This window comes from Thiocystis violascens DSM 198, assembly GCF_000227745.2.
GTDB classification, from domain to species: Bacteria; Pseudomonadota; Gammaproteobacteria; order Chromatiales; family Chromatiaceae; genus Chromatium; species Chromatium violascens.
The window spans coordinates 4,747,805-4,772,453 of sequence record NC_018012.1 but is presented as its reverse complement, the minus strand read 5'-3'; the positions used below and the strand labels follow the sequence as shown (position 1 = coordinate 4,772,453).

Annotated in this window: 27 protein-coding genes and 4 pseudogenes; 2 read left to right on the top strand and 29 right to left on the bottom strand. The window is 64.7% G+C overall.

Translation table 11 applies throughout. The features are described 5' to 3' along the window. Positions 1–33: 33 nt before the first annotated feature. From THIVI_RS21240 to THIVI_RS21190, 12 genes are all read right to left on the bottom strand, one after another. Positions 34–402 carry a hypothetical protein gene (locus THIVI_RS21240; protein ID WP_014780578.1) on the bottom strand — a complete coding sequence of 123 codons (369 nt, stop codon included), beginning with the start codon at positions 400–402 and terminating at the stop codon, positions 34–36. Next, complete coding sequence (locus THIVI_RS24955) at positions 395–550, bottom strand: hypothetical protein (protein ID WP_014780577.1); 156 nt, start codon at positions 548–550, stop codon at positions 395–397. The genes THIVI_RS21240 and THIVI_RS24955 overlap by 8 nt, the downstream gene beginning before the upstream one ends. Then, entirely contained in the window at positions 547–1,161 is a 615-nt protein-coding gene (locus tag THIVI_RS23105; RefSeq protein WP_014780576.1) for a hypothetical protein, read from the bottom strand. The genes THIVI_RS24955 and THIVI_RS23105 overlap by 4 nt, the downstream gene beginning before the upstream one ends. Then, the gene (locus tag THIVI_RS21230) at positions 1,158–1,748 is read right to left on the bottom strand and encodes a hypothetical protein (protein ID WP_169315585.1); all 591 of its coding nucleotides are present in this window, start codon (positions 1,746–1,748) and stop codon (positions 1,158–1,160) included. The genes THIVI_RS23105 and THIVI_RS21230 overlap by 4 nt, the downstream gene beginning before the upstream one ends. After that, a complete protein-coding gene (locus tag THIVI_RS21225; protein ID WP_014780574.1) occupies positions 1,703–1,969 on the bottom strand; it encodes a hypothetical protein in 267 nt (88 codons plus the stop codon). The genes THIVI_RS21230 and THIVI_RS21225 overlap by 46 nt, the downstream gene beginning before the upstream one ends. Beyond that, positions 1,962–2,231 (bottom strand): hypothetical protein, encoded by a 270-nt coding sequence (locus THIVI_RS21220; protein WP_014780573.1) that lies wholly within the window; start codon positions 2,229–2,231, stop codon positions 1,962–1,964. Before THIVI_RS21220 ends, THIVI_RS21225 begins: the two co-directional genes overlap by 8 nt. Next, positions 2,228–2,569 carry a helix-turn-helix domain-containing protein gene (locus THIVI_RS21215; protein WP_014780572.1) on the bottom strand — a complete coding sequence of 114 codons (342 nt, stop codon included), beginning with the start codon at positions 2,567–2,569 and terminating at the stop codon, positions 2,228–2,230. Before THIVI_RS21215 ends, THIVI_RS21220 begins: the two co-directional genes overlap by 4 nt. Continuing rightward, positions 2,562–3,188, bottom strand: coding sequence for a hypothetical protein (locus THIVI_RS21210; RefSeq protein ID WP_014780571.1), 627 nt, complete (start codon positions 3,186–3,188; stop codon positions 2,562–2,564). The genes THIVI_RS21215 and THIVI_RS21210 overlap by 8 nt, the downstream gene beginning before the upstream one ends. Next, the gene (locus THIVI_RS21205) at positions 3,188–3,952 is read right to left on the bottom strand and encodes an AAA family ATPase (RefSeq protein WP_014780570.1); all 765 of its coding nucleotides are present in this window, start codon (positions 3,950–3,952) and stop codon (positions 3,188–3,190) included. Before THIVI_RS21205 ends, THIVI_RS21210 begins: the two co-directional genes overlap by 1 nt. 147 nt (positions 3,953–4,099) lie before the next feature. After that, positions 4,100–6,409: a Mu transposase C-terminal domain-containing protein gene (locus tag THIVI_RS21200; RefSeq protein ID WP_014780569.1), complete on the bottom strand. Its 2,310-nt coding sequence runs from the start codon at positions 6,407–6,409 to the stop codon at positions 4,100–4,102. After that, on the bottom strand, positions 6,406–6,732 hold the full coding sequence (locus tag THIVI_RS24140; protein ID WP_014780568.1) for a DNA-binding protein: 327 nt from the start codon (positions 6,730–6,732) through the stop codon (positions 6,406–6,408). Before THIVI_RS24140 ends, THIVI_RS21200 begins: the two co-directional genes overlap by 4 nt. Next, positions 6,729–7,064, bottom strand: coding sequence for a helix-turn-helix domain-containing protein (locus THIVI_RS21190; RefSeq protein ID WP_014780567.1), 336 nt, complete (start codon positions 7,062–7,064; stop codon positions 6,729–6,731). The genes THIVI_RS24140 and THIVI_RS21190 overlap by 4 nt, the downstream gene beginning before the upstream one ends. A 221-nt stretch (positions 7,065–7,285) precedes the next feature. On the opposite strand from THIVI_RS21190, the gene THIVI_RS21185 reads away from it, so the two are divergent. Further along, on the top strand, positions 7,286–7,969 hold the full coding sequence (locus tag THIVI_RS21185) for an XRE family transcriptional regulator (protein ID WP_014780566.1): 684 nt from the start codon (positions 7,286–7,288) through the stop codon (positions 7,967–7,969). A gap of 195 nt (positions 7,970–8,164) precedes the next feature. On the opposite strand, the gene THIVI_RS26380 is transcribed toward THIVI_RS21185, so the two are convergent. The 5 genes from THIVI_RS26380 to THIVI_RS21165 all read right to left on the bottom strand — a co-directional run bounded on the left by THIVI_RS26380 (position 8,165) and on the right by THIVI_RS21165 (position 13,804). Then, complete coding sequence (locus THIVI_RS26380; RefSeq protein ID WP_425358607.1) at positions 8,165–8,455, bottom strand: recombinase family protein; 291 nt, start codon at positions 8,453–8,455, stop codon at positions 8,165–8,167. Positions 8,456–10,028: 1,573 nt separating this feature from the next. Continuing rightward, on the bottom strand, positions 10,029–10,619 hold the full coding sequence (locus tag THIVI_RS21175) for a hypothetical protein (protein WP_014780564.1): 591 nt from the start codon (positions 10,617–10,619) through the stop codon (positions 10,029–10,031). After that, on the bottom strand, positions 10,606–10,770 hold the full coding sequence (locus THIVI_RS24950) for a hypothetical protein (RefSeq protein ID WP_014780563.1): 165 nt from the start codon (positions 10,768–10,770) through the stop codon (positions 10,606–10,608). The genes THIVI_RS21175 and THIVI_RS24950 overlap by 14 nt, the downstream gene beginning before the upstream one ends. Continuing rightward, a complete protein-coding gene (locus THIVI_RS21170) occupies positions 10,767–11,465 on the bottom strand; it encodes a hypothetical protein (RefSeq protein WP_157174533.1) in 699 nt (232 codons plus the stop codon). The genes THIVI_RS24950 and THIVI_RS21170 overlap by 4 nt, the downstream gene beginning before the upstream one ends. Beyond that, a complete protein-coding gene (locus THIVI_RS21165; RefSeq protein ID WP_014780561.1) occupies positions 11,462–13,804 on the bottom strand; it encodes a DUF927 domain-containing protein in 2,343 nt (780 codons plus the stop codon). Before THIVI_RS21165 ends, THIVI_RS21170 begins: the two co-directional genes overlap by 4 nt. Before the next feature lie 236 nt (positions 13,805–14,040). On the opposite strand from THIVI_RS21165, the pseudogene THIVI_RS21155 reads away from it, so the two are divergent. Next, positions 14,041–15,246: pseudogene (locus tag THIVI_RS21155) on the top strand (IS3 family transposase). Here the strand turns inward: THIVI_RS21155 and THIVI_RS24135 are convergent. The 12 genes and pseudogenes from THIVI_RS24135 to THIVI_RS24940 all read right to left on the bottom strand — a co-directional run bounded on the left by THIVI_RS24135 (position 15,212) and on the right by THIVI_RS24940 (position 24,382). After that, positions 15,212–15,637, bottom strand: a complete 426-nt coding sequence (locus THIVI_RS24135) for a CHC2 zinc finger domain-containing protein (RefSeq protein ID WP_014780559.1) — start codon at positions 15,635–15,637, stop codon at positions 15,212–15,214. The pseudogene THIVI_RS21155 and the gene THIVI_RS24135 sit on opposite strands and share 35 nt — an antisense overlap. A gap of 279 nt (positions 15,638–15,916) precedes the next feature. Beyond that, positions 15,917–16,162 carry a helix-turn-helix transcriptional regulator gene (locus THIVI_RS21150; protein ID WP_083845831.1) on the bottom strand — a complete coding sequence of 82 codons (246 nt, stop codon included), beginning with the start codon at positions 16,160–16,162 and terminating at the stop codon, positions 15,917–15,919. Between the two features lie 192 nt (positions 16,163–16,354). Next, positions 16,355–17,320 carry an ExeA family protein gene (locus THIVI_RS21145; protein ID WP_014777832.1) on the bottom strand — a complete coding sequence of 322 codons (966 nt, stop codon included), beginning with the start codon at positions 17,318–17,320 and terminating at the stop codon, positions 16,355–16,357. A 5-nt stretch (positions 17,321–17,325) separates the two neighbouring features. After that, entirely contained in the window at positions 17,326–18,963 is a 1,638-nt protein-coding gene (locus tag THIVI_RS21140) for an integrase (RefSeq protein ID WP_014780557.1), read from the bottom strand. A 25-nt stretch (positions 18,964–18,988) separates the two neighbouring features. Beyond that, on the bottom strand, positions 18,989–19,591 hold the full coding sequence (locus tag THIVI_RS21135) for a recombinase family protein (RefSeq protein ID WP_014776775.1): 603 nt from the start codon (positions 19,589–19,591) through the stop codon (positions 18,989–18,991). A 447-nt stretch (positions 19,592–20,038) separates the two neighbouring features. Then, positions 20,039–20,596 (bottom strand): hypothetical protein, encoded by a 558-nt coding sequence (locus tag THIVI_RS21130; protein ID WP_014780556.1) that lies wholly within the window; start codon positions 20,594–20,596, stop codon positions 20,039–20,041. Positions 20,597–20,694: 98 nt separating this feature from the next. Beyond that, positions 20,695–21,207: a hypothetical protein gene (locus tag THIVI_RS24945; RefSeq protein ID WP_157174532.1), complete on the bottom strand. Its 513-nt coding sequence runs from the start codon at positions 21,205–21,207 to the stop codon at positions 20,695–20,697. 165 nt (positions 21,208–21,372) lie between these two features. Further along, positions 21,373–22,274 (bottom strand): annotated as a pseudogene (locus THIVI_RS21125) (IS3 family transposase); the annotation flags it as partial. Positions 22,275–22,314: 40 nt separating this feature from the next. Next, positions 22,315–22,824: a transposase gene (locus THIVI_RS25930; RefSeq protein ID WP_245537325.1), complete on the bottom strand. Its 510-nt coding sequence runs from the start codon at positions 22,822–22,824 to the stop codon at positions 22,315–22,317. A gap of 130 nt (positions 22,825–22,954) precedes the next feature. Beyond that, a pseudogene (locus THIVI_RS25925) lies at positions 22,955–23,677 on the bottom strand (IS110 family transposase); the annotation flags it as partial. Positions 23,678–23,917: 240 nt separating this feature from the next. Further along, positions 23,918–24,175, bottom strand: a pseudogene (locus THIVI_RS21115) (transposase); the annotation flags it as partial. Positions 24,176–24,205: 30 nt separating this feature from the next. Further along, the gene (locus THIVI_RS24940) at positions 24,206–24,382 is read right to left on the bottom strand and encodes a site-specific integrase (protein ID WP_157174529.1); all 177 of its coding nucleotides are present in this window, start codon (positions 24,380–24,382) and stop codon (positions 24,206–24,208) included. Positions 24,383–24,649 lie beyond the last annotated feature (267 nt).

Sequence of the window (24,649 nt, the reverse complement as noted above, 5' to 3'; positions counted from 1 at the left end):
TGGCGTTGTCTGTCCGGGCTGGCGCGGTCGCGTTCATGCGCCCCCCGGACGGTTGGTGAGGTACTCGAAACGCGCGAGGGTGGCTTCGAGCAGATCGTCGAGACAGTCCTGTTCGGCTTCCAGGGCTTCCTGGAGGCTGGGACCGGCATCGTTCGCGAGCGCGTTGAGACGGTCGCAGAGGCTGAGGACGTGGGCGCGACGGCATTCGACGGCGCTCAGGTAGGCGTCGCGCAGGCCCAGGAGGTTGGGCGTCCTGGCGTCGCCGGGATGGCGATAGGCAGCGCCGAATGGCTTGTCCTGAGCGGAGTCGAAGGAAGCGGAGTCGAAGGAAGCGGAGTCGAAGGAAGCGGCGCCGAAGGGCTTGGCGTGGGCGTAGAGGTCGACTTGCGCGTCATCAATCATGGGGACGGGTCTCCTGGATGGTGGGTCGGGGGTCGTCGTGGCGGCGCCCGTCGCCCGCGCTGGCGACGCGGCACAGCGCGAGGGCGGAAACGGCGGCGATGGCGCCAAGCTGGGCGCCAATCAGCAAGGCAAGGAGGATGTCGGTCATGGGGTCTCCGGGTTGGGGTTGACCCGCACGGCGGCGAGCCGCTGTTGCAGGCCGGCGATCTCGGCCGTGTGCTGGCCGGGGTTGTAGGCTTCGAGGGTTTTTAGGGCGCGCAGGTCGTTGACGATCTCCTGGATGGGGTCGGGGTCGCGCGCGCCGTGGGCGGACGGCGCCTGACGCCCGATCGGAGTGTCGCCGCGCGCGTGCGCCAAGCGTGCCGCCTCGGCGCGCCCCGCGTGCTTGGCGGCGAGGTTGGCGACGGTCTCGAAGAGATAGCCGTGACCGTTGAGCGGCAGGCGCTCGGGGGGCGTGGCGAGGATGGCATCGAGCGCCGCTTCCCAGACCGGCAGGGGGGCGGACCAGACGCTGCCTTTGCGGTCGATTTCGGCGCGACCGATGGCCTGGGATAACTCGGTGAGCAGGCGCACCGCCTTGCCCGTGGCGAGCGCCTTGCGCGGCGGGCTGAACAGACGCAGATAGCGCAGCACCCGCCCCCCGAGGGGGGCGGGAATCTCCAGCGCGGCGGCCAGGGCGCGGTTGACCTCGCCGGCACTGGCGAAGACCGCCAGGTCGGCGCGGCAACCGCACTCGGGGCAGGTGCCGGAGAGGCTCATGCGCCCTCCCCTGTCCAGCGGTAGCGTTTGCCGCCGAAGCCGTGCGGGCCGCGCTCGGACGGAATGGACGCGACCCGTCCGTCGCGCACGTAGCGCCGCAGGAGCGAGGACACGGTGGACGAGGGCGAGAAGGCGACCTGCGCGCGCAGCTCGAAGACGCTCCAGGCGCGCGCCGGGTCGCTTTGCAGGACGGCGAGCAGGCGCTTGGTGACGTTGGGCGTGCGGGGCGCGCGCGCGGGCTGGCGAGGACGGGGCGCAACCGCCGCCGTGGCCGCTTGCGTGGCGCGGCCCTGGCGCTGGCCGCGGACCCGAGCCCGCCGGGCGTCCAGGGGATCGAGGTTGACCGCCGGGCGCGTCGGGTGCCGGTCGGTCGGGCTGGCCGCGAGCACCTTGAGATCGAGCGCGCGCGGCGTGTAGCCCACGGGATCGCGCGGCTCCCAGTCGCGCGCTTGCTGCTCGGGGGTCTGGCGGTAGGGCTGGCCAGCGACGGGGCGTCGTTCCCCCGGCGCCGCGCGGGTCTTCCTTTCAAAGCCGCGCTTGCTCATTGGTTGCCCTCCGTGGCGAACCACTCGATGCGGGTGCGCCATCGGTGGGCGACACACAGCACCGGGACGCGGCACACGCCGGGCGGCGGGGGCAGAAAACCAAAGGTCGGCAGCAGGCCAGGCGGGGGCGCGCTGATGCGCACGCGCGGATGCGGCAGCACCTGGGCGTCGAGCACCCGACAGCCGCGCCGGGCGAGTTCGCCGGCGACGGCCAGCGTGCGGATGAGGTCGAATTGCTGGGCCGTGGGTTGGCGGCTAGGCATGATGACGGTCGCTCCTCAGTTGATCGAGCAGTTGCAGGACGGTCAGTTTGCGACGGGCGGCGAGATGGGCGAGCCGGCGCAGGGCGTTGGCGGTGGCGGCGTCGCGGTCGCTGCCGAAGGCGACCGGCACGCCGGTCACATCGTCGTCGACCTGCCAGAACGGATAGCGCGGCGCCGGACAGACATCGGCCAGCGGCCAGGGGCACTCGCGCACGATCAACCCGAGCGCGAGGAGATCGGCGTGCGTGTTGGCGTCGCTCATGGCTGGGCCTCCCGGTCGGCCAGCGGGTTGTGCGGGCATTGCTGGCACGCGCGCCAGTGGGCGACGGCGGCGGCGGATTGGGCCGGCGGGGTGGCGCGACCGTGCCAGCGCCGGCAGGCGTCGCGGCTGAGGTCGGCGTCGAGGTGCGGGCAGTGCAGACCGCCGAGCACGTCGCCGATCAGGGCGTACATGCGGGTCGGGTCGGCGGTGTATTTGCCGTTGATCAGCAGGCTGACGGCGGTGCGGCTGACGCCCAGGCGCTCGGCGGTGCGCACGGTGTCGGTGCGCGCCACTTCGGCGTGGAGCAGGGCCAGGGCGTCGTCGGTGACGTTATCCATGGGCGGCCTCTAACGTGGGTTGCGGTTGGGCGTCGGTGCCGGCGTTGGCGTCGAGCGCGAAGGTTTTGCCGGTGTTGGGGTCGTGCAGTTGGCGCTTGCCCGCCTGCCAGATCGGGGCTTTGGGGCCGGTGTTGTGGACCAGTAGCCAACGCACGAAGCCGGGCGAGGTCGGGGCGTCGCCGGGGAGGCGGTGCTTGAGACGGATGAGGTAGCCGGCGCGCTCCAGCACGTTGACGTACTTGCCCGCATTGTTGCGGGCGTCCGCTTCGTCGCCATTGGCGCCGCGCAACAACAGATCGTCGATGCCGAACTTGTTGAGCGCCCGCATCGCGCGCCAAAGCTTGGCGCGCAGACTGCGGGCCTGGATCGCGGTCGCATGCGTGCCGCGCGGGCCGGGCTTGATCGCGATGCCCGCCTCCAGCGCGAGCCGTCCGGCTGCTGTCAGCCGGTAATGTCCAGGGGCGCGGCGCTCCAGCAGCCCGCGCTGCGCGAGCACGCCAGTCGCCATGACGATGGCTTTGCGGGATAGGCCGTCAATGGCCTGATCCAACGCCTCCAGCGTGGCCCCCTCCTCGCCCGCCTCGCCGATCAGCTTCAGAAGCAACGTCGAGGACCGCATCACGCTGCCCCCTCGGCCAGCGCCTTGCTGCCCGGCTCGCCCTTGACCCCGCCGCGCCGGGTGCGCAGACGCCAATCGTGGGTGAGCCGCGCGGGGAACTGGCTGGCGTTGACCTCGGCCCAGCCGTTGCGCTTGGCCGTCCGCTCGACCTCCGCCAGGGCATCCATGATCAGCCGATACCGGCCCTCGCTTTCGCTCTGAATCTTGGCGATCAGATCGTCCGCATAGCGCAGCTCGGTGAGGGTTTCGGCCATGATCCGCACGTCCTCCAACGAGGCGGGCAGGAAATCGACCACCTGGGTGATGCGGCTCGAAATCTGCTCGTACCGCTGGATCTTGGTCTTGACCGCTTCCATGCCGACGATGACGATGGGGCACTCGCACAGGTCGGAGAGGTCGCGGAAGGTTTCGAGCACCTTGATGTCGTGCAGGCAATGCTCGACCTCGTCGATGATGACGAGCCGGGGATCGCGCCCGAGGGTGCCCAGGGCTTGGGCGAAGAGTTCGTCCTGCCGGCGCGCGGGCGAGGAACCCAGTTCGGTGACCAGCTCGGCCAGCGCGGAGCGGCTGGTCCAGGTGGTCTTGGCGCGCAGATAGACGCCGTCGTTTTTGCCGGCATACCACTGCACCAGCAGCGATTTGCCGAGCCCCGCCGGGCCGTTGAGCGAGAGCCAGCAGGCTTCGCGGGCGCCGCGCTTTTCCAGCGCGGTCATGCCGCCGAGGAACCGTTTGGCGTTGGATGTGATGGCGAACACTTTTTTCATTGACAATTCTGCTATAGTTAAAGTTGATGTGTTTTTTCTTGGCCGCCCCGCTCGGGCGGCCTTTTTTTTGCCCGTAGGGGCGAATTCATTCGCCCCGGCTTGCCATGGGCCACGGGGCGAATGAATTCGCCCCTACGGGTTAACCGGTCAGCGGCGACGACGCGCCCGCTGGTCCTGCTCCGCTTCGATCTGAATCTGTAACGCGGGCGAGTCGGCCAGCGCCTGTTCCAGATACAAACGGTCCTGCTCGGTGGCGGCCTCGGGATGGGCGTCCATCCACAGCCAGAGGTCGTAATCGGTCTGAAAGTCCGGCCGGGCGATGCTGGCCGGGCTGTCGGATAAGCCCCTCTCCCCCTGGGAGAGGGGTTGGGGCGAGGGTGTCTCCAGCCGCGCCAGCGCCTGTTGCGTGGCCTCCTGCTGGGCCAGTTCTTCCGCCTGCGCCAGGGCTTCGTCGTCGGCCTGCCACTGCCGGGCGCGCTCCAGCATCTCGGCGGTCGCCGCTTCTTCCTCGGCGGTCGCGGGGGCCGGTTGGGGCAGGCGGGCGCCGGTGAGCCCGGCGTGCTCGGCTTCGATCTCGTCGATCTGGCGGTCCAACCGGCTCAAGCGGCCTTTGGCGCGGCGCGCGGCGGCCTCGTCGATGGCGGTGACGGGGAAATAGCTGGATTTGTTGGCCTCGAAGTCGGCGACGCAGATCAGGCGATGATTGCGGTCGCGCACCCAGACGCGGTCGGCGTCGTGGATGTCGTAGCCCACCTGCACCAGGTCGCCGGTGTGCTCGGCCAGCAACGTGCTGAAATAGGTGTTGCCGAACAGGGAGACCTCGCCGCGCGTGGTCTTGCGGACCTGATAGGGGCGGAACAGGTCGTTGGCCTCATCGGGCAGCACGGTGGCCGGCTCCCAACCCTCGGCGATGGCGGCGGCCCAGGCTTCGTCGGGGCTTTGGTGGCGAACCTTGCCGGTCTGCGCGTCGTGGATCTTGGGCAGGCCGCGATGGGGACGGGCGTTGTAGGCCCGTGCGTTGGCCTCGGCCCAGCCGAGAAACTCGCGCCAGGGCATGAGCAAGGGGCTCGCGCCCTGCTCGCGGATGTCCTTGCGGGTGAGCCTGTAGACTTTGTCGCGGGCCTGCTTGTCCATCGCGTCGCCCAGGTAGGTGGGCAGGGTTTTGGCGGCGCGGATCCACAGGCTTTGGTGGCTGCGCTCGATGATGCCGCGCGCCTGGCTGTTATAAGGAATGGAGGTCGCCTTGGTGATACTGAGTCGCGCCAGCAACCCGACGGCGGCGTCGTCCATGAGGGCGTTGCAGTAGCCCGAGCCGTTGTCGACATAGAAGATGGCGGGAATGCCGCCCACCAGACAGGCGTGACGCAGGGCGTCGAGGACGGCCCAACCGCTTTCGGCCAGGGCGATCGACCAGCCGACCGAGCGGCGCGTGCAGACATCGAGACAGGAGGTGATCTCGGGACGGAACGGGCGGCCGTGGACGGGATGCCGGATTTCGGCGTCGAAGGTGTGGCCGTCCATGGTGTAGACGTCGCCGGGCCACATCTCGCGGGTGGAGCGCCGCCGGAAGGGCTGGAGGTTGCGCAGGTCGCGGGTGCCGAGCCGGCCGCGTTCGCGCTCGACGCTGCCGAGTTTTTTGAGGAAGCGGCTGGCGGCCCAGTAGCTGGGGGCGGCGGTGCCCTCGGGCAGGTGCTGGGGCAGTTCGCCCAGCGCCCAGGCGAGGCTGGGCTTGGTGGGACGCTGGTAGAGCTGGAGCAGCGCCGGCGCCCAGGCGGGGACGCGCTGGCGCTCGGTGGATTTGGGGGCGAGGGCGAGATAGCCCTGGGCGCGGTCGGCGAGCCAGCGATAGAGGGTGCGGCGCGAGAGGGTGCGCTCCCCGTCCGCGCCGCCGCTCTTGGCGTTGGCGACGCCCAACATGGCGGCAAGTTCGGGGGGCAGTTGGCCCAGATCGGCTTGGTTGACCAGGGTCTTGATGGATTTTTCGAGCCCGAGCACGGTGCCGAGGCGGTCGATCTCTTGCAGCAGGGCGAGCCGGGCTTCCATGCGCCGGCGCTGCCAGTCTTTGAGTTCGGTGACGTCGCGGGGGGCGTTGGGGTTGGTAGCTAAGTGGCGGTCCGCCAGTGGGTCGGCGCTGATCGCGGTCGGGTTGGCGGCGACCAGGCTCCCGGCGGCGGGAAGATGGTCGGGGGCGCTGACGGGCACCAATTGGGTGACGTCGCCGGAAAGGGGCGCGACGACGGGCGCGGCCAGGGCTGGAACCTGGGCGATGGCGACTTGCAGCAGGTGGTCCTGGGTGATTTTCGGGAGGGATTTGAGGGCGTATTCCTTGCCGCCGCCACGGCCGGGGCGGGGTTGGTGTTTCCAGTTTTCGCGCTTGGCTCGAAGCTGGATTGCCCGCTCTGTCTGCGGCAAGCCAGGAAGGCCCGCTAACTCCGCAACCGAGTACCAGGATTTCATGACGTGCGCTCCTCATTGAGCAGAGCCTGTGCGGCACTCAAAAACCTCAGGCCAATCCAGACCAGCATCCCGCCAAGTAGCAGGCGGCAGAGGCTAACTGGCGCCTCCTCTTGATCCGTCGGCAGCGAATCCGATGGATCGCCAGCAAGATGCCGCTGCGTGACGGTAGGCAGTGAGGCGACGGCGTACTCCTTGCCGCCACCACGGCCAGCGCGGGGACGTTTGATCCAACCTTCGCGGGCGGCTTTTGCGTTCACGTTTTGAACAGTCCCCGGCAAGCCAGGCTGCCCAATCAACTCCGATGCCGAGTACCAGGATTTCACAAAGACTCTCTTTTATCGTCGCTGACGCTAGCGATAACGTTTCCTTTGCGGCGTAATTGAGGCTTCGCCATCGGCGCGGTTGGCCGCTGGCGGATCGGGCGGCCATCCGCGTGATAGCGATCCGGCCATAGGGCCGACGGCTGCACGTCCAGCACCTTCGCAATCGCCGCCTCCACGGCGGGATAGCGCTTGTGATGGACGTGGTGCACCGCCTGCCGCATCAGCCCAAGATCGCGAGCAATGGCGCTTAATGAAGATCCGCGCGCACGGAGGGCGGCCTTGATCAGTTCCCAATGGGCGGCGGGGTTTTTGGGGTCTAGTAACTGTTTCATGACAAAATCATATGGCAGGTTGATGCTATCTGTAAAGCGGTTTCTTGCTTTAAAGAAAGCGAGAGCCTGCTAGGTAACCCCGAAACGCAACGCAGCTTTCTGGTTTCGCTGTTCTAACTTGGCTGGAGTTTGTTTTAAAAGAGGAAGCAAATGATTCATAACAAAAAACATGAAATACGAAACGCTTTTACGGTTTCGCACCTCGTTTCGAGGTTCTCCCCATGAACCCCGAAACGCTGGAGGCCCTGGCAGGAAGAATCAGGAAATGCGCGGAGCTAGCAGGAAGCGGCGATGAGCTGGCGAGGAAAACGGGCATTCCTCGCCGAAGCCTGGAAACCTATCTGTCAGGGAATGCGGAGCCGAAGACATTTCGGCTGGCCGCCATTGCCAAAGCGGCAGGAGTGTGGGTGGACTGGCTGGCTACTGGCGAAGGGCCGATGCTGGCGCGCGAGAGGCGCCCGGAACCAACGGCTCCAGCGGGGATCTGGGAGGAATTTGCCCTGGTGCCGCTGTACGACGTGTCGGTCAGCGCCGGGCCTGGGGTCTTCGTGGAAAGCGAGGCGGTGCTCGCCCAGTTGGCGTTTCGTCGCGACTGGCTGCGCCAGACCGGCATCCAGGCCGACAACCTGGCGGTGGTGCGGGCCGTGGGCGACTCGATGGAGCCCACCATCCGCCACGGCGACGCCCTCCTGGTCGACCGCGCCAAGCGCGAGCCGGAGGGTGGCTACATCTACGTCTTACAGATCGATCACGAGCTGCGCGCCAAGCGCCTGCAACGCCTGGCCGATGGCCGGGTCCGGCTCGGCACCGACAACGTCGCCTATGCTGAGGAGTTCATCGAGCGCGACCGCCTCCACCAACTTGAAATCGTGGGCCGGGTCGTCTGGAAGGGTGGAATGATGTGATGCTAAGCTGTGTCGGCAAAGCGCCAAACTAAATGCAAAACCGATAGGCAACGACTGAATCCAAGCCGATTAGTGCCAACTCAAGCGCAAAATCGAAAACCTCGACAAACTGCATCAACCTCCTGTTTTATCGGCGTAAATCGCGCCAATCATCCATATCCTTTAGGTGCCAATACAGTTACTAACCCACACTCACTAATCGCTTTCCTGCTCGGGGGATCCATGGGAATCGGTGGCTCCCTGGGCCAATTTCTGAACCGTGCCAGGTTGCCACTGACCGCGCCCGGACAAGGTTGGAACTCCCTCGCGGTTCAGCGCGTCCGCAATCGTTTGACAGCTTATCCCGGTCGCTCTCATGCGCTGGATTCGCTCCACGGTTTGCGCTCTCTCGGGGTTTTTGGTTCGCCCCGCTAGGGATTCAAGAATTGCCACGCGCTCCGCCAAGTCGCTAACCTCTCGCCGCAAGTCAAGATCAGGCGCCGTCATGATGGGAGAATCTCCCGTCATCGCAAGGCACTCTAGCGCGCGAAGAACGGCCGCGGTCATCGTCTCGCCGGATCTCGCGAAAGACCGAATCCGGTCTTTTGTTCCGTCAGGGAACCGCAAAGCAATTTGTTCAGTCATTGAGTAAGCCTTTATATCTAGCATAGGTCTAGCAGCATTCTAGCAAAATTCTAGCTTACGGCTAGAAGCGATCTAGCATGATGTTTGTTCTAATCCCCGGAATTCCGGGTATTTGACCAGCGCCACGGCTTCCGGCTGGGCTGGATCCCTAAACGGCTTCAGTTCCCCGAGCGAGGCCAACCCGGACCCGGACGGCTTCGGTTCCCGGCTGGATCCTGACCAGGGCCACGGCTTCCGGCCTGGACCAGGGCCACGGTTCCCGGCGGGGCTGGATCCCTGGACGGCTTCGGTTCCCGGCTGGGCTGGATCCCCGGACGGCTTCGGTTCCCGGCTGGATCCCTGGACGGCTTCGGTTCCCGGCTGGATCCCTGGACGACTCCGGTTCCCGGCTGGGCTGGATCCCTGGACGGCTCCGGTTCCCGGTTGGATCCTGACCAGGGCCACGGCTTCCGGCCTGGACCAGGGCCACGGCTTCCGGTTGGGCTGGATCCCTGGACGGTTCCGGTTCCCCGAGCGAGGCCAACCCGGACCCGGACGGCTTCGGTTCCCGGCTGGATCTTGACCAGGGCCACGGCTTCCGGCTGGGCTGGATCCCTGGACGGCTTCGGTTCCCCGAGCGAGGCCAACCCGGACCCGGACGGCTCCGGTTCCCGGCTGGGCTGGATCCCCGGACGCCTTCGGTTCCCGGCTGGATCTTGACCAGGGCCACGGTTCCCGGCCTGGACCAGGGCCACGGCTTCCGGTTGGGCTGGATCCCTGGACGGTTCCGGTTCCCGGTTGGATCCTGACCAGGGCCACGGTTCCCGGCTGGATCCTGACCAGGGCCACGGTTCCCGGCTGGATCCTGACCAGGGCCACGGTTCCCGGCCTGGACCAGGGCCACGGCTTCCGGCTGGGCTGAAAGAACTTAATTTCATTTCTCCCGAACAAAAGACAACCCCGTATCCACTGACAAGCACATCACGCCGGGCGCCGTCCGGCTCGCCGGCAGGGAGGGAATTCCTTTGCGCGCTATCGGCCGATTTTGGCGGTTATTCCGGCTGACCCGCGCCATTGCTGGGCCGCGCCAGCGTCAAGGGCCGCAACAGAGAGAGGAGATAACCGTACACGTGCCCAGTTGTGCCCAGCTTGTGCCCATAGATGGGCACACCTAAAAACGCTGCAAGAAACTGTTTCTGAACGATTTATAAAAGTGTGCCCAGTGTGCCCAGTGTTTTTTTCTGGGCTAGGGCAAAAAACCGGCAAACAGGGGCAGATAAGCCGTTCCCATGAATTACCCTGTATTACTATGTGTATTATAAAAAATTAACACACACACTGGCGGTGGGCACACCGGGCACGGATTTGTTTTGTTCCTAGCACAGAAAAAAACACTGGGCACACTGGGCACACTGGGCACAAATTCACGCATCGCCATGATATATAACGCGAACAGCTAACGATAACCCCGCATGATCGCCTCTACCGATTTCCCTTCCAGCTTCGGTCTTCGCATCAACCGCCGGGCGATCTCATCCAATGCCGGGCGGTGTCGCTCCATCGTCTCGAACGTTTGCATCATGGTTTGCATCATGGTTTGCATCATCAAGCATTCGTCATCAACCCCGAGCTTGGGGGCCGCTTGTTCAACGATGACGCGCGCTAAGGCGATTTCATCAACCCCAGCGCCAAAGGCGGGGGATTTCGTGTAAAACCATTCCGCCAGCGGACCCGCAAGATAGATGCGCGCTTGCTTTAGGTCGCTTGCCGGTTCGCTCTCCGGGTCCATCCGCCAGCGTTTCCCGGCTCGGGTCATCCCCAGCCATGCCCCGCCGCGCTCAAAGACCCGGACCGAACGAATCCTGTCACCATGGGCGAAGTGCACCACGGTATGCCCCGCCTCATGCGTGGCCGCGTGGTCGCGGTTGCAGACCAGGGCGCCGGCTCCCTGGATGCTGTACGCCATTCGCTGCAACATGCCCGCGTACTCGGTCAGGCTTTCACTCGCGCCGGGGCTGCTAAATCTCAGACGATCAATCGCGTTCATAGAGTTTTTCATTCCTGTAGGCCGATGAATAGACGGTTTCGCGCGCAAGAAAACAGACCGCGCGCGCCCCGCTCGGCGCCGGGCTTTTCGTTGCTGACTCCGCACGGATACGGGGCTTGATGCTCGCTGAATCAAGTTCAGGCGTGGTCATGACGGATCCTCTTCACTGGGTCGCCATTCACGGCAGACCCGTTCAACGCCGGGCCACAATGCCCCGCCGCGCTCGCTTGCCCGTGCCTTGATGCGACAGCGCCCCACGCCAGCCGCCGGGCTAGACGCGCTGGGCTCAAACTCCCGACAGCGCCCGCACGGGAAAGCGGGGCGTGGAATGTCGATCTTTCGGGCGGTGACTTCGCACCAGGGACAGGCGAGCATCCGCGCCGGGCCGCCCTCCCAGATCCAGACCGGGCCGCAGTGCTCGCACAAGGCGGGGGCGGTGTAGTGCGTCGGGCAATCGCCGCGAAGCCGTTGGGCACGCACCAGGAGCAAGAACGCCAGGGCATCAAGCGCCGCCGGATCGCTCGCGATCTCCGACCAATCGGGGCCGGCCGCCGCTTGCAGATTCGCCACGGTGTAGCCGTGCCAGCCGTCGCGGGTTTCGTTGGGGCTCGGGTGCCAATCGGCCGCCGTCGCGGTCGCGGCTTCCAGCGAAGCGCCGGCTTCATGTTTCAGGATCGCCGCGCGTTCCTCGCTGGCTTCCTGCCAATCGGGGAGGCTTCCGGTCGGGTGACAAGGGGCAGCGGTCGCCGCGCTGTCCTGGGGTTGCTCCGGGGATTTCGCGGGGGGTTGCTCGGTCTCCGCTGGGTGTCGCTCAAAGACGCGGCTTAGGGCGGTCAAATCCATCACTCGCCGCCCTCCCCATCGAACGCGAACACGAAAACCCGTTGTGGATTCTTGTATCCGGGCAGGCGTTCGTTACGGCTGGGCCGCTTGTCGCCACTGGGCTTTAAGATCCCGTGCCGGACCAGAACGCGCGCCGCGTCTTTCGCGTCGTACCCTTCGCAGATTTCGCGCTTGAAGGTTTCCGGGAAGGCAAGATACACAATCCCATTCTCCTTGCCGTTCGGGGTGTCCTTAAATCCGGCTTGATGCGGAACCTCGGGGGCGTGGTCATCAAGAACGCGATCCTTCCAACGAAAACGGTTTGCATGCGCCTCGAAGAAATAGCGAACTTGAGCCAATAAATCCCGTTCTTCAGCAGGGACAGACCCGCCGCGCGCCGCCATCCAATCCTTAAAACAGCGGGCCGCCGCCTGGATCGCTTCGCCGGGCTCCCATCCCGTGATTCCTTCGGATGTCGCCAACTCGCCGCCCACGGCAACCAGACCGAAGCGGGCCGCCACGCGCCGGACCTGACCCGCCGGGTTCTCGATCCCGGTTAGAGCCTCCGTCACGAATTGATGTTGCAGCTTTTTAATCGTCGCCGGCAGTTCCGCACGGTGCCGAATCAGCGCCTCAACAAAGGCGATCAATGGGGTTCCGTAAGACAGCGCCGCCGCATCGGTCAAAGCCGCAGCAAAGAGCGCGCCATTCTTGAAGCCGTGCAAATTCTCGAAGATTCCGAAACCCTCGCCCGCATCGGCGGGGATTTCCGCTAACCGCGTTTCCTGCCCCGCTCGCGCGTGCTTGTTCGCGGTCGCCATGTGATCGGCTAGCCCGATTTCGCCGGATGTCAGAAACAACAAACGCCAGCTTTTCACGGGACGCGCGCCCGCATCGCGCCCCATCCGGGCCTTGCCGCGCCCGTTGGAAAGCATGTAAATCCACTCGCCGGCCGCGCGCGCCTCCATCTGGGCTAATTCATCCAAGGGCAAAAACGCATCGTTATGCAATTCGGCTTGCGTCTCCGCCGCGTTGTCCGTGGTCCGGCAACTCTCCAAAAAACTCGGGGAACCGCAGACCGAGCAGGCAGCACGCTGAACCGTGGTCTTGCCGCTCGAACTCGCGTCGGTGGAAGAACCGCGAAGATGGAACCCGCCAGACTCCGCGCCGCACAACCGCAACAAAGGCGCCGCGAATGCCATGGAAACGCAGAACGTCAGACGCGAATTTCCACGGCAGAACGCGCCCACGGAACCGCGCCAATCGTCCAGGGTGCCACGGGTGCCGAATGCCGGCCGCTCGCCTTCCGCCGCCAGAATCACGGGCTCCGGGCCTTCGCCTAGCACGCGATCCGGCAACACAAAGGCGCCGCCCTCGGGGGTCCAGCCGGTTTGAGTCACAGACCGCGCGCGCTTCTCGGGAACCCATCGCCGCAACAGTTCCAGGAATTGCCGCCGCGCTTCCGGGTGCGTGGACAGTTCAAACCCCATATCCGCCAGTCGCGCCCTTAAGGTATCGCCAGACCCGGACCGCTCCCGATCCCCGATCACTTCGCGCCGGGTCCGTCCGTCCAGATCCTCGAACTCGACCAGGCGCCCGAAGCCTTCGCCGCGTTCGTCGCGGGTCACGGCCAGGACCTTCAGCGGGGGGCAGACGTAAACCCATTGCTTGCCATCGCCGCCGCCCCCGGCTCCGTTCCCGCCCTTGTCTTCCGTGGTCTTGTCCTTGGCATTGCCGGGCCGCTGGCAATAGATCCCGTTGGCGCGTAACTCGAAGCCAAACGGCAGCGCCGCGCCCTCGGATCCTTTCGGCGCGGGTTGTTTCGGTGCCTCGGGAGGGGCGAACGGAATCCAGCGAACGGCCGCCGTCAGGGTCTCGGGTGTCCAGCCATCGGCCGCCGCGTCGAACGCATCCCAGCCTTTCGGCAGTTCCCGCGGTTCGCCGGTCTTGGGGTCGCGCGTCAGGCTCGCCAGATCCAGGACCTCGACCGATGCCGCGCCCGCTTGCCGGGCCAACTCGGCAACCTTCCGAGCGAAGGCCGCGCCGGGGTCGTCATGGTCGGGCCAAATCCGCACGCACCGCGCGTTCAACGGGGATAGATCGGACTTCGCCGGACTTTGAGCGCCGTTCATCGTCGCCAAGGGCGACAGATCAGGCAGCAACCGGGCCGCCGCATCCGCCGCTTTCTCGCCTTCGCAGATCAGGGCCGGGGCTTCGGGTTGGCTCGCCAGACGATCCAGACCGTACAGCGGTCGCGGTTCCGGGAGTGCCTTCCACTGCCAACCGCCCGCCTTGGTCCAGACCTGGGGGCTAAAAACCTTTCGCCCGTTATTGGGTGGATCGAACCGATTTTGAAAGGCCACGGGCCGCCCGTCGCGGTCGCGATATTCCCATGTCGTTGACGGTGTGCCGTGCGAGGGGTGGGCCTGGGGACGGGTCGCCAGCGCCTCGGGAGGAATCGGAACCAGAGGGGCCGGGTTTGGCTTAGGTGCCGTGGTCGCGGGCTTGCTTTTCCTGGATCCCGATTGCTCGGGTGAGGTTCCCCTGAAATTTCGTCTTCCAAGGGTGACGTAAACTGACGTTCACACTGGAGACGATGATGCAGAAGATCCCGCAACCGGAATACACCACCGAGTTCAAGGAACAGGCGGTCAAGCGCGTCAAGGATGGCAAGACCGTGGGCGCCGTGGCCAAGGAGATGGGGCTGGTCGAGCAGACGTGACGCAACTGGGTCAAGGCATCCGATGCGGGCAGGCTTGATGACCCTGGCGCCCGGAAGGTGACGCCGGAGGAGATGGAACTGTCGCGTCTGCGCGCGGAAGTGATCCGCCTCAAGCGCGAGGTCGACATCTTAAAAAAAGCGACGGCGTACCCTTCGGCTGCGCTCAGGACAGGCTTCGCGAGGGATGCGCTGTTCAGTCTGCCCTGGATTGACGCGCAGCGCCCGACGTTCGACCTGGTCGCGATGTGTGGGGTGCTGGCGGTCAGCATCAGCGGTTATCGCGCCTGGAAACGCGGTGGCCACCCGGAACGCCGATGGCTCACGGATCTCCAAATGATCGTCCTGATTCAAGCGATCCACGCCGAAGTCAAGGGCGCCGACGGCAGTCCACGCCTGCTGCGGGAGCTGCATGCACGGGGCTTTCCGGCCAGCAAAGAACGGGTGGAGCGACGGATGCGCGAGCACGGCATCCGCGCGCGCCACAAGCGCCGCTACAAGGCCACGACGGACTCCAAGCACGCCCTGCCCGTCGCCGATAACCTGCTCGCGCGTGATTTCACCCCGAGTGGCCCGAATCAGGTCTGGACCGCCGACATCACGTACCTGTGGACCGATGAAGGCTGGCTGTCTCTCGCCATCGTGCTGGATCTGTTCAACCGCGAAGTCGTTGGTTGGTCGCTCAAGCCGCGCATGACCGCCGATCGCGTCACCGATGCGCTCACCATGGCCTGGTTCCGACGCAAGCCAGCCACCGGCCTGATGCATCACTCCGACCGGGGCAGCCAGTACGCCAGCCATTGTTTCCAGGACAAGCTGACCGAAGACGGGATGGTCTGTTCAATGAGCCGCAAGGGCAACTGCTGGGACAATGCCCCCACCGAGAGCTGGTTCAACAGCTTCAAGAACGAGCGGGTCTTCGGCGAGCACTTCGCCACGCGGGAAGCGATGAAGGCCACGGCTTTCGCGTACATTGAGGTGTTTTACAATCGCAAGCGGCGGCACTCGACCCTCGGTGACCACTCGCCGGTCCAGTTTCTGAAAGACTGGCTCAACGCTCAGCAGAGAGAAAAACGGGTAGCATGAGCACACTCCCTTGGAAGACGAAAAACCGAGGGAACCTCACGGGCGCCGCGCCAAGTTCAACGGAATAGGAACTTTTCAGGTAGTCGTAAGCCTCGATCTTATCCAGGCGATGTAGGCTCATCGCCGCATCAATGACAGAACCGCAGCTTTCGCCGCAACCGTTACAACGACAGGCGCCGGTTTTGACATTGAAGCCAAAAGAAGGGGTGGTATCGTCGTGTGACGGAAAAGGACAACGAAGATTCTGGGTCCAGCCTTCGTTGTTTATTTTCAGTTGGGCAGGAACATTCTGAATCTCGCGCCGGTAAAAGGCTTCCGGGTTAATCGCCTTCTTGAGCGCGTCAAATTGGCGCCGGCTCCGGGTGGGGCCTTGATCGGTGTTCGTGGTCATGGGTGGATCAACTCCAAGGGTAGAATTGACCGCAGGGACAGGCAGGCAAAAACGCAGACAAGCGCCCGAAAAACGGGTTAAAATTGTTCGCGCCGGTGCCGGACCGTTACAGCGGTCGGCTCTATCTCGGGGGCGCTTCTAACGCCTCCGGGGACGGCTCAATCAACAGGTATCTTGGGTTCGCATCCCTCCTTGAAGGCTCCCCGGCCTCGGCAACCGGGGGGCCTTCGTTATGTCTGGGTGTCGTTTTTCCGGTGCGTCCGCTCATCGCCGCACCTCCTACGCCGCCGCCGGGCCGGGATCGCTGGTATTGGCCCGCGTCCGACTCGTTGCCCAGCATTCTAAAACCTCCTCGTCATAGCGCACGGCCGCGCCCAGCTTCAGGAAAGGCGGGCCGCCGCCTTTCAATCGCCATTGCTGTAGCGTTCTCACCGAAAGCCCTAATGACGATGCGGCTTCCTTTTCATCTAGGCGCCGCCGTCTTTGAATGGCGACAAGGCGACTGTTTTCTTTGCTGACCCGCATATTAGCTGTAGCGGCCTGCAAACATCCGCGGCCCGACCTGCAAACATCGCAATTTTCGACCCGAATTAACTGCAAATATCGGGGGTCCAGGACCCGGATTATTTGCAAATGAGCCGACATTAACTGCAAACAGCCTGCAAACATCCGCGCCGGCCCAGATTAACTGCAAACGGCTGAATGAGCCGGCCACACTCACACCGGCAGCCCCGCAGCCAGTAACTGGCCATGCAGTTCCTGGGTCCGCCCCGGTGCCAACTGGCCGTGCAGAAAGGAGCGAATCTCCGCCGGGCGGACGTTGAGTAGATCGGCCAACGCCCGGGTGTTGTAGCCGTAGCGGGTCAGGGTCGCCTCCAGGGCATCAATGTCGGCCGCCAGGACGGCTTCGATGACCTCCAAGGTCACCGGCTTCTGCCCGACCTGATAGGCCGCCTCCAGCGCGAGCGTCAGGTACTGCTCGATCTGCAACGGGGTGGACAGTGCTGCGGCCAGGCGCTCGCGGGCCTCCGCGGTCAGCAGATCGGCCGCCGTTGCGGGGGCGCATTGCTCCAGCAACCAGTCCAGATAGGCCAACTCCTGCCCTTTGATCCCGTCCAGCCAGAACAGGGTGGTCCGGGCGCCGATCTCCTCCAGGGCTGGCCGGCGCAGATCGTTCCTGAGCTTGGGGTGACCCACCAGGACCACGGACAGGGTGCCGCCGTTGTTCTGGACCAGTTCGATCAGGCGCTTCAGCCCGACCAGGGTCTTGGGGTGCAGGTCGTGCGCCTCATCGACGAACAGGGCGACCGGCTTCTTGCGCTTGGCGATGACCTCGATGAGCTTGCGCTCGCGCTTCTCCGGCTGGGTGGGGACCTTGAAGTCCTTCTCGGTCAACAGGTCGTAGAACAGGGCCAGCATCAGGGTGCCAAGGTTGATCCGATGTTTGTCCACCGCGAGCGACTGGGAGACCAGGATCTCGCGCTCGTCCTTGAGGGCCTCGGTCAGCCGGTGCAGCGTGGTGGTCTTGCCGCAGCCGACCAGTCCGACCAGGGCCAGGAGTTGACCGCCATGGATGGCGATCTTGATATCGTCGAAGACCCGGCGTTGCTGGGCGGTTTCGAAATAGCCGGCGCGCGGCAGTCCGCGGGTTAGCCCAAAGTGCTTCATCACCTCGCTCTGCATGCCGGTCAGCCTCCGCGCAGGGGTTTCAGATGGGTCCGCGCGTCGTCGATGACGTCGACCTTACGCAGTGACTCGGCCAAGGCGACATCAAGCGCGGCCAGCGCCTCTGCCGGCAGCTTGGCCAAGGGGGTGCCCAGGTACTCAGCGATGGCGCGTTTTGCCGCGACCGCCGTAGGAAAGGCCAGATCTTGGAACGGGTCCGGATCGACGAAGGGCGTCTGCGCGACGACGGGCCCTGGCGCCAGTCCTACCGAGGCGGCTGGACCGCCCCACACGGACCCTGGCAGGGCCAGTTGTTCAGCCAAGGCTGCGATGCGCTCAGCGCGTTGCTGGGTCTTGGTCTTTTTGAACGAGCGGTAGCGATGCAGGGGAATCGGCCCGCCGACCGGGTCGTAGGGGCCAAAGCGCCGCTCACCGTGCTCGACATAGAGGGCGTTGTCGAACAGTCCCCACCACAGAATCACGTCCTCGCCGGCCAGATCAGGGTCGACCTGGTAGAGGGTCCCCTCTAGGGAGGCCCGGGCGTCGACCCCGACCTTGCGCCGCTCGGGCTCGCGGGCGAAGGTGCCGAAGCGCTCCCAACTGCACATGGCGCGCACCCCATCCGGGGGCAGGTTGGCCAGCCAGTCATCGATCCGCGCATGGGGCTCGCGGCGGTGGGGCATGCGGTTGTAGTGGATCAGGAAGCGCAGCAGCCAGGCGTTCGCCTCGGCCTCCGTCTCCGGCGCGTGCAGGTGGTAGAGGGTCTCATGCATCTCCTTGACGCTGCGAAAGGGCCGCTCGACCTTCCCCTTGGCCCGGGCCGTCGGACGCCGCCCGTCGCTGTCCTTGGGCATGTGGGTGCGCACCTCGATCCCGAGGTAGTCCATGACGCGGTGGAAGATCAGGCTCTTGCCGATCGGCCCAGAGTCCATGTAGAGCATGGCCGGGCGTCCCTGGAATGGCAACTCGGGGTCGGACTTCGGGGCCATCGCGTTGAACAGGAAGCGCAGCGCCGCCTCCACATCCTCGCCATAGACGCCGTGGTACTCCTGGTAGGCGACCCCGCTGCGGTCATCGACCACGCTGTAGAGCATCAGCAGCGGATGCCCGCGGCCCTCCTCGAACCAGGCCGGGCGCGCGACCTGTTTCAGATCCGACGGGCTCAGATCGAACTGCCAGCAGTCGTTGCTGTGGCGGGCCTCGAAGCGCACCGCCGGCGGGACCCGGGTCAGGGTCCGGTCGTCGAAGCCCCACTGCTTGAGGTAGTGATTCACGGTGCTACGGGTCAGCACCGCGGCCGGGGCACGCAGCAGCCCCGCGGGGGTCTCCACACCATGCTCTTCGAGCAAGCGGATGGCCTGGACGGTGGAGAGGTGGCGCCCCTTCTTGTTGCTGGTGCGGATCTTCAGCGCCGCAATCACCTCGCAGTCGTGCTCAAGCTCCGCCGGGGGCAGGACCCGCGGCACCCCGCGGTCGGCGCGGTTCAGGGCCTTGGGCCGGGCGCGTGCGCGCAGTGCCCGATAGAGCGCGTCCTCCGAGACCCCGTACAGAGCGGCCGTCTGCTGGATCAGCGCCCGGCGCTCCGGGCTGCGCGGCGCCAATGCGGCGCGCCGACGGCACAGGTCCAGCAGGGCTTCCGGCGGGAGTTGGTGACGCGTCATGGACGCACCACTCCCGGGCGACGCCCTAACGGCCCTGCGCGGCCGGGCCCGGGGTGCCGATCGGCACCCCGCGGTGGCGCAGGTAGTCGTAGAGGGTACTTTTGGCGATGCCAAGCTGGGCGGCGATCTCGCGCACCGATAGGCGCCGCTCGCGGTAGAGGGTCTCGGCGGCGCAGGCGGTTTTCTCAGCCTCGGGCGGTAGGCCCTTGGGGCGCCCGCCCAGGCGACCGCGAGCACGCGCAGCGACCAACCCGGCCTGGGTGCGTTCGCGGATCAGATCCTTTTCAAATTCAGCCAGCGCGGCGAACAAATTGAACACCAACCGACCCTGGGAGGTGGTGGTGTCCAGTGGATCGTTGAGGCTCTTGAGCCCGACCTGCTGTTCCAGCAGTACGCCAGCCAGTTCGACCAAGTGACGCAGGGAACGCCCGAGACGGTCGAGTTTCCAGATCACCAGCACGTCGCCCGGGCGCAGCTCGCCCAGCAGGGTATCGAGGACCGGACGCGGGACCTTGGCGCCGCTGACGACCTCCTGGTAGACCTTCGCGCACCCGGCGCGGCGCAAGGCGTCGACCTGCAGGTCCAGGCTCTGGTCTTTGGTGCTGACACGGGCATAGCCGATGTCCATCTGCCGCTCCGCGAGGGGCTGGTGGTTTGATTTACTCGTCGTAGCTTAGGAAAAGCGGTCGCAGATTTCCACAACCGGTTATCCGGACCGTGAGACCGGGGTTTCAGGCGGTGCAGTCGGGTGGCACTGGCGGTCTGCTGACGGTCCGGAAAAACCCTCGTTTTGCCGAACCGATAGTGGCCGGCGAGTGCGGCTCAATGCAGGGGCGGCAGGACTGCGCCCGCCCGCCGCGCCGGCGGCCAGACGGTTTCACCTGGATCCTGGATGACCGTGCGGCGGCGACTGATCCTCCAGCGACGGCGGCCGATCAGCGCCAACCCGTTGGTCAAGAAAGGCGCGGGCGTCGTTTGCAGATAATCTGGGCCGGCGCGGATGTTTGCAGGCTGTTTGCAGTTAATGTCGGCTCATTTGCAAATAATCCGGGTCCTGGACCCCCGATATTTGCAGTTAATTCGGGTCGAAAATTGCGATGTTTGCAGGTCGGGCCGCGGATGTTTGCAGGCCGCTACACCTAACAGCCGCCTGGACCTGGGCTTTCTTGAAGTCACGCCAAAGATAATAATCCAACCCGGTATCCTCGACTAATCCCGCCAGCTTCGCCGCCGTCGCCTGAACATCCGCAATCCATTTTAAAAATTCAGCGGTTGGCATTCGTTCTATACGGGTGACTGAGCCATAAAATCCACGCTCCACAACGCGAATAAATATCGCCTCGATTAGCGCGCTGTGATGTCGCTGATTCCGCTCTTTCAGTTTCGGGAGTCGTTTCCATGCCCATTCCATTTTTTCATCCGTCAAGAGACGGCCAATCATTCCCGGAAAATCTAAAGCGTCTTTTCGGTCTTCCCGTGCAATCGTTTCCGCGTCATAGTCTTTTGATAGCTCGCCTTTTTCTTGCAAGTCGCGATAAAAGGCAATACTACGGGCTAACTCTTCTTCATTTTCTTGCATACATTCCTGCCAGCGTTCAATGACGCTAGGCGGTGCCCAATCCGGGAAATTCATAACGCGACCTTCACGCGAACCTTCAAAAAGGTGCCGGGCCAGGGCGGTGAAGGGTCTGCCTTTTCGGGGATCAGCCTAGACCCGGCTTAACTCAGTGCTTAAAACTCGGATGCCTCATGGATGGATGCCGCGCGACCAGGAGCAGGTTTAACCATCCTCAAACATGGCGCGTTCCCCGAACACGGCTCTACTTCCTTTCGCTGAGAAACGAGTTTGATCTCGGCGCGTCGGTTTTCGTCGGTAGCGCGCCGAAGCATTTGCAAGATCAATGCTTTTCCGTAAGGCGTCGCCTCACGGAAAGCATCATGAAAAGCCTCCATAAAACGCAGGTCGTCGGCTTCCTTTCCTTCGGGATCGGCAAGAATGGCACGGGCGATTTGATCGCAGTCATAGCGCCCCGAAACCGTCCAATAAACCCTTTGGACACGCTCCAACACCCCCCAGCAAGACGGACAGCAACCCGATATTGGGTGAGTCTCGGGATTGGTCGGGTAGAGTTCGCCGCAGTAGCCGCAGCGACAGCGCCGCTTACGTTTCGGGGCTTCCTGAATCGGCTCCGGCTGTTGTTGCGGAAAGGGAATGACGTTGGTTGCTATACTGGCGTTAGCCATAGCCGAACCTCTCTCTTAGGTTGGGTGGTGGTTAGGGGCGCGGGGATGCTGAAATCATCCCCGCGCCCCGATCTTCGCGCGCTCCGTCTCGCCTCCCGCGATCATTCCTCAACAGGAAGCAAGTTATGAGGTTCCCTCGGTTTTTCGTCTTCCAAGGAAGTGTGCTCATGCGACCCGTTTTTCTCTCTGCTGAGCGTTGATCCAGTCGTTAAGAAACTGGACCGGCGAGTGGTCACCGAGGGTCGAGTGCCGCCGCTTGCGATTGTAAAACACCTCAATGTACGCGAAAGCCGTGGCCTTCATCGCTTCCCGCGTGGCGAAGCGCTCATCGAAGACCCGCTCGTTCTTGACGCTGTCGAACCCGCTCTCGGTGGGGGCATTGTCCCAGCAGTTTCCCTTGCGGCTCATGGAGCAGATCATCCCGTATTGGGTCAGCGTGTCCTGGAACAGATGGCGGCGGACTGGCTGCCCCGGTCAGAGTGGTGCATCAGGCCGGGTGCTGGCTTGCGGCGGAACCAGGCCATGGTGAGCGCATCGGTGACGCGATCGGCGGTCATGCGCGGCTTGAGCGACCAGCCGACCACTTCCCGGTTGAACAGATCCAGCACGATGGCCAGAGATAGCCAGCCTTCATCGGTCCACAGATCGGCGATATCGGCCGTCCAGACCGGATGCGGGGCGACCGGGGCGACATCGCGCTTCAGCCGGTTCTCCGCCACTGGCAAGGCGTAGTCGGTCGTGACCTTGTCACGGCGTTGGTGGCGGGCACGGATGCCGTGCTCGCGCATCCGTCGCTCCACGCGTACCTTGCTGGCTGGAAAGCCCCGTGCGCGCCGCTCGCGCACCCTGCGCGGGCTGCCGTCGGCACCCGTGAATTCCGCATGGATGGATTGAATCAGAACGCTCATCTGGGGATCCGTGAGCCATCGGCGTTCCGGGTGACCACCACGTTTCCAAGCGCGATCGCCGCTGATGCTGACGGCCAGCACGGCACGCATCGCGGTCAGATCGAAGGTCGAGCGTTGCGCATCGATCCAGGCAGACTGAACAGCGCCTCTCTCGCGAAGCCTGTCCTGAGCGAAGCCGAAGGGTCTGCCGTCGCTTTTCCTAAGAAACTCCTGCCGCGCCGGCCGGTTCGAGCGTGAAGCCAAGCTGTTTGGCACGACGCTCCAGGTTTTGTACGACCCGCTGGCGATGGCGCTCTTCAGAGTAGGAGGCTCCGGGATCACTGTCATCCAGGCTATGGCGCAGGGTGTTGTAGAACAGGACGGCGAGCTTGCGCGCGGTGGCCGTCACCGCCTTGGCTTTGCCCACGCGCATGGCCAAGCGGCGATAGAAGGCCCCCAGCGCGCTGTCGGTCTTGCCGACGTTGACCGCCGCCAGGCGCAGCAAAGCACTGGCGCGATTGTGCGAGCGACGAGTGCGTGCCGAGAGCACCTTGCCCCCCGAGATCTTGTTGCCGGGCGAAAGGCACAGCCAGGAGGTGACGTGCTTGGCGGTCGGCCAAGCCGACAGGTCGGTTCCGCATTCGCTGACCAGTTTGAGCGCCAGATAGGGTCCGAGGCCGTGAATCTGGGTGAGGTCCACACCAATGATGGTATGGAGCGCCTTGCGCACCTCGACATTGAGGGCATTGGGCTGGCGGGTCTTGTGCCGGGGGGCGGGTAACGGCTCGGGGGGGCTCGGGGGGCGTCAGTTGCGCCAGGGCGGCCTCGATGCGCTGATCACAGGCGGCGACCCGTTCCTGATACGCGTCATCGAGCGCGACGGCCTGCTCCAGGGCAAAGAGGTGCTCGGGGCGGTCATTCCCCGCCAGGGCGCGGGCAATGGTCTCCAGCGAGGCTTTGCCGCGGACATCGCGATCGTTGGCCAGTTCCCGCGGATCGCGCGTTCCGGCCAGGATGGCGCGGATAATCCCCATCCCGGTCTTGCCGGCGATGTCGGAGACCGCATGGTGCAGTTGCAGGTTCATCGGCGTCAGCGCCTTCTGCATGTGCTGGATAGGGGAGGCGGCGTCATCGAGCAGGCGCTCACGCTGGCGCAGGTCGGCGCGCAACGCGGCGATGTCGCCCGGGGGATGAAAGCTGCCCCGCAGCAGGCCGTAGGCATGCAACGGCTGGAGCCATTGGGCATCGTTGACGTCGGTCTTGCGCCCGGGGACGTGTTTGACGTCGCGCGCGTTGGCCACGACCACGCGGATGCCACGGGCCTCGAGGATCTCGTCGAGGGGGATCCAATAGACCCTGGTCGACTCCATCGCCACGGTGTCGATACGGCAGGCCACCAGCCACTCGGCGAGGCGATGCAAATCGCCCGTAAAGCTCTGGAAGGTCCGCACCGGCTCGGGATCCCGCTCCGGCGGGACGGCCACGACATGGAACTGGGCGCCAACGTCGATGCCCGCCGCCTGTGCATTGAACGTCGACAGCGCCTGGGGGCGAGGGCGCTTCGGGGATGGAAATGGCTTCATGGAATCGCTCTCGGGGGTAGACGTGAATCGAGAGCAGGGACAGCGAGATCAATCACCGTCCTATTCGGGATCGCCCAACGGCGTCACCACACGCAGACTCGCAACAGTCCCCGGGCCAGGTTTTTTGACGGGGTTGGCACCACCAAAAAGCAGACGGCCTCTGCTCTCGAAGGCGCCCCGACTCTACTCTGAAAAGAGTTTGTGCGCCTACAGGAGCGGGGCGCGCCCCGGGGAAGGGTTTTTTAGGATCTCGACCTCGCGTTTGAGGCGGATCGCCTCCGCGCGCGGACGCGACACCTCCATCTCCTCCGGCGTGACCTTCCGGGTACCCGCGCCATCGAGCATGCCAGCATCGGACGCCTTGACCCAGTTGCGCAAGGTCTGCTCGACCAAACCCAGCTCCTTGGCCACGGTGCCAACGGTTTTGCCATCCTTGACGCGCTTGACCGCCTGAGACTTGAACTCGGCGGCGTATTCCGGCTTCGGGATCTTCTGCATCAGCGTCTCCAGGGCGAACGTCAGTTGACGTCACCCTTGGAAGACGAAATTTCGGGGGAACCTCAAATCCGGTTCCTGCCCCGCCAGCTTGGCGAGTTCGGACGCGGCGCGCGCGGACAGGGCGCCGATGAGCGGTTGCCCGTTTTTGGTCTTGGCGACCGTCACGGTTCGCTGCTTCAGGTCGACATCCCGCCAACGCAAGGCCATCAGGTTCCCCGCGCGCAACCTTCAGCAGACGCTCCACCTCCTCGGGACGCAGGTAACGCTCGGAACTCTTTTCGACGCCCTTGGTGGGCGGCGTGTGCCCACGCGGGAGCAAACGCAGGCGCCGGGCGAACTTGTAGACGGATTGGAGTTGGGAAATGTAGGGATTGAAGGTGGATCCAGCCAGCGGAACCCCGGCCGGTCGGGCGGTATCGCCCCGAAGCGGTTTGAGGCGCCCACGTTCGGCCAGGCTGGTCAGCGCGTCATCCA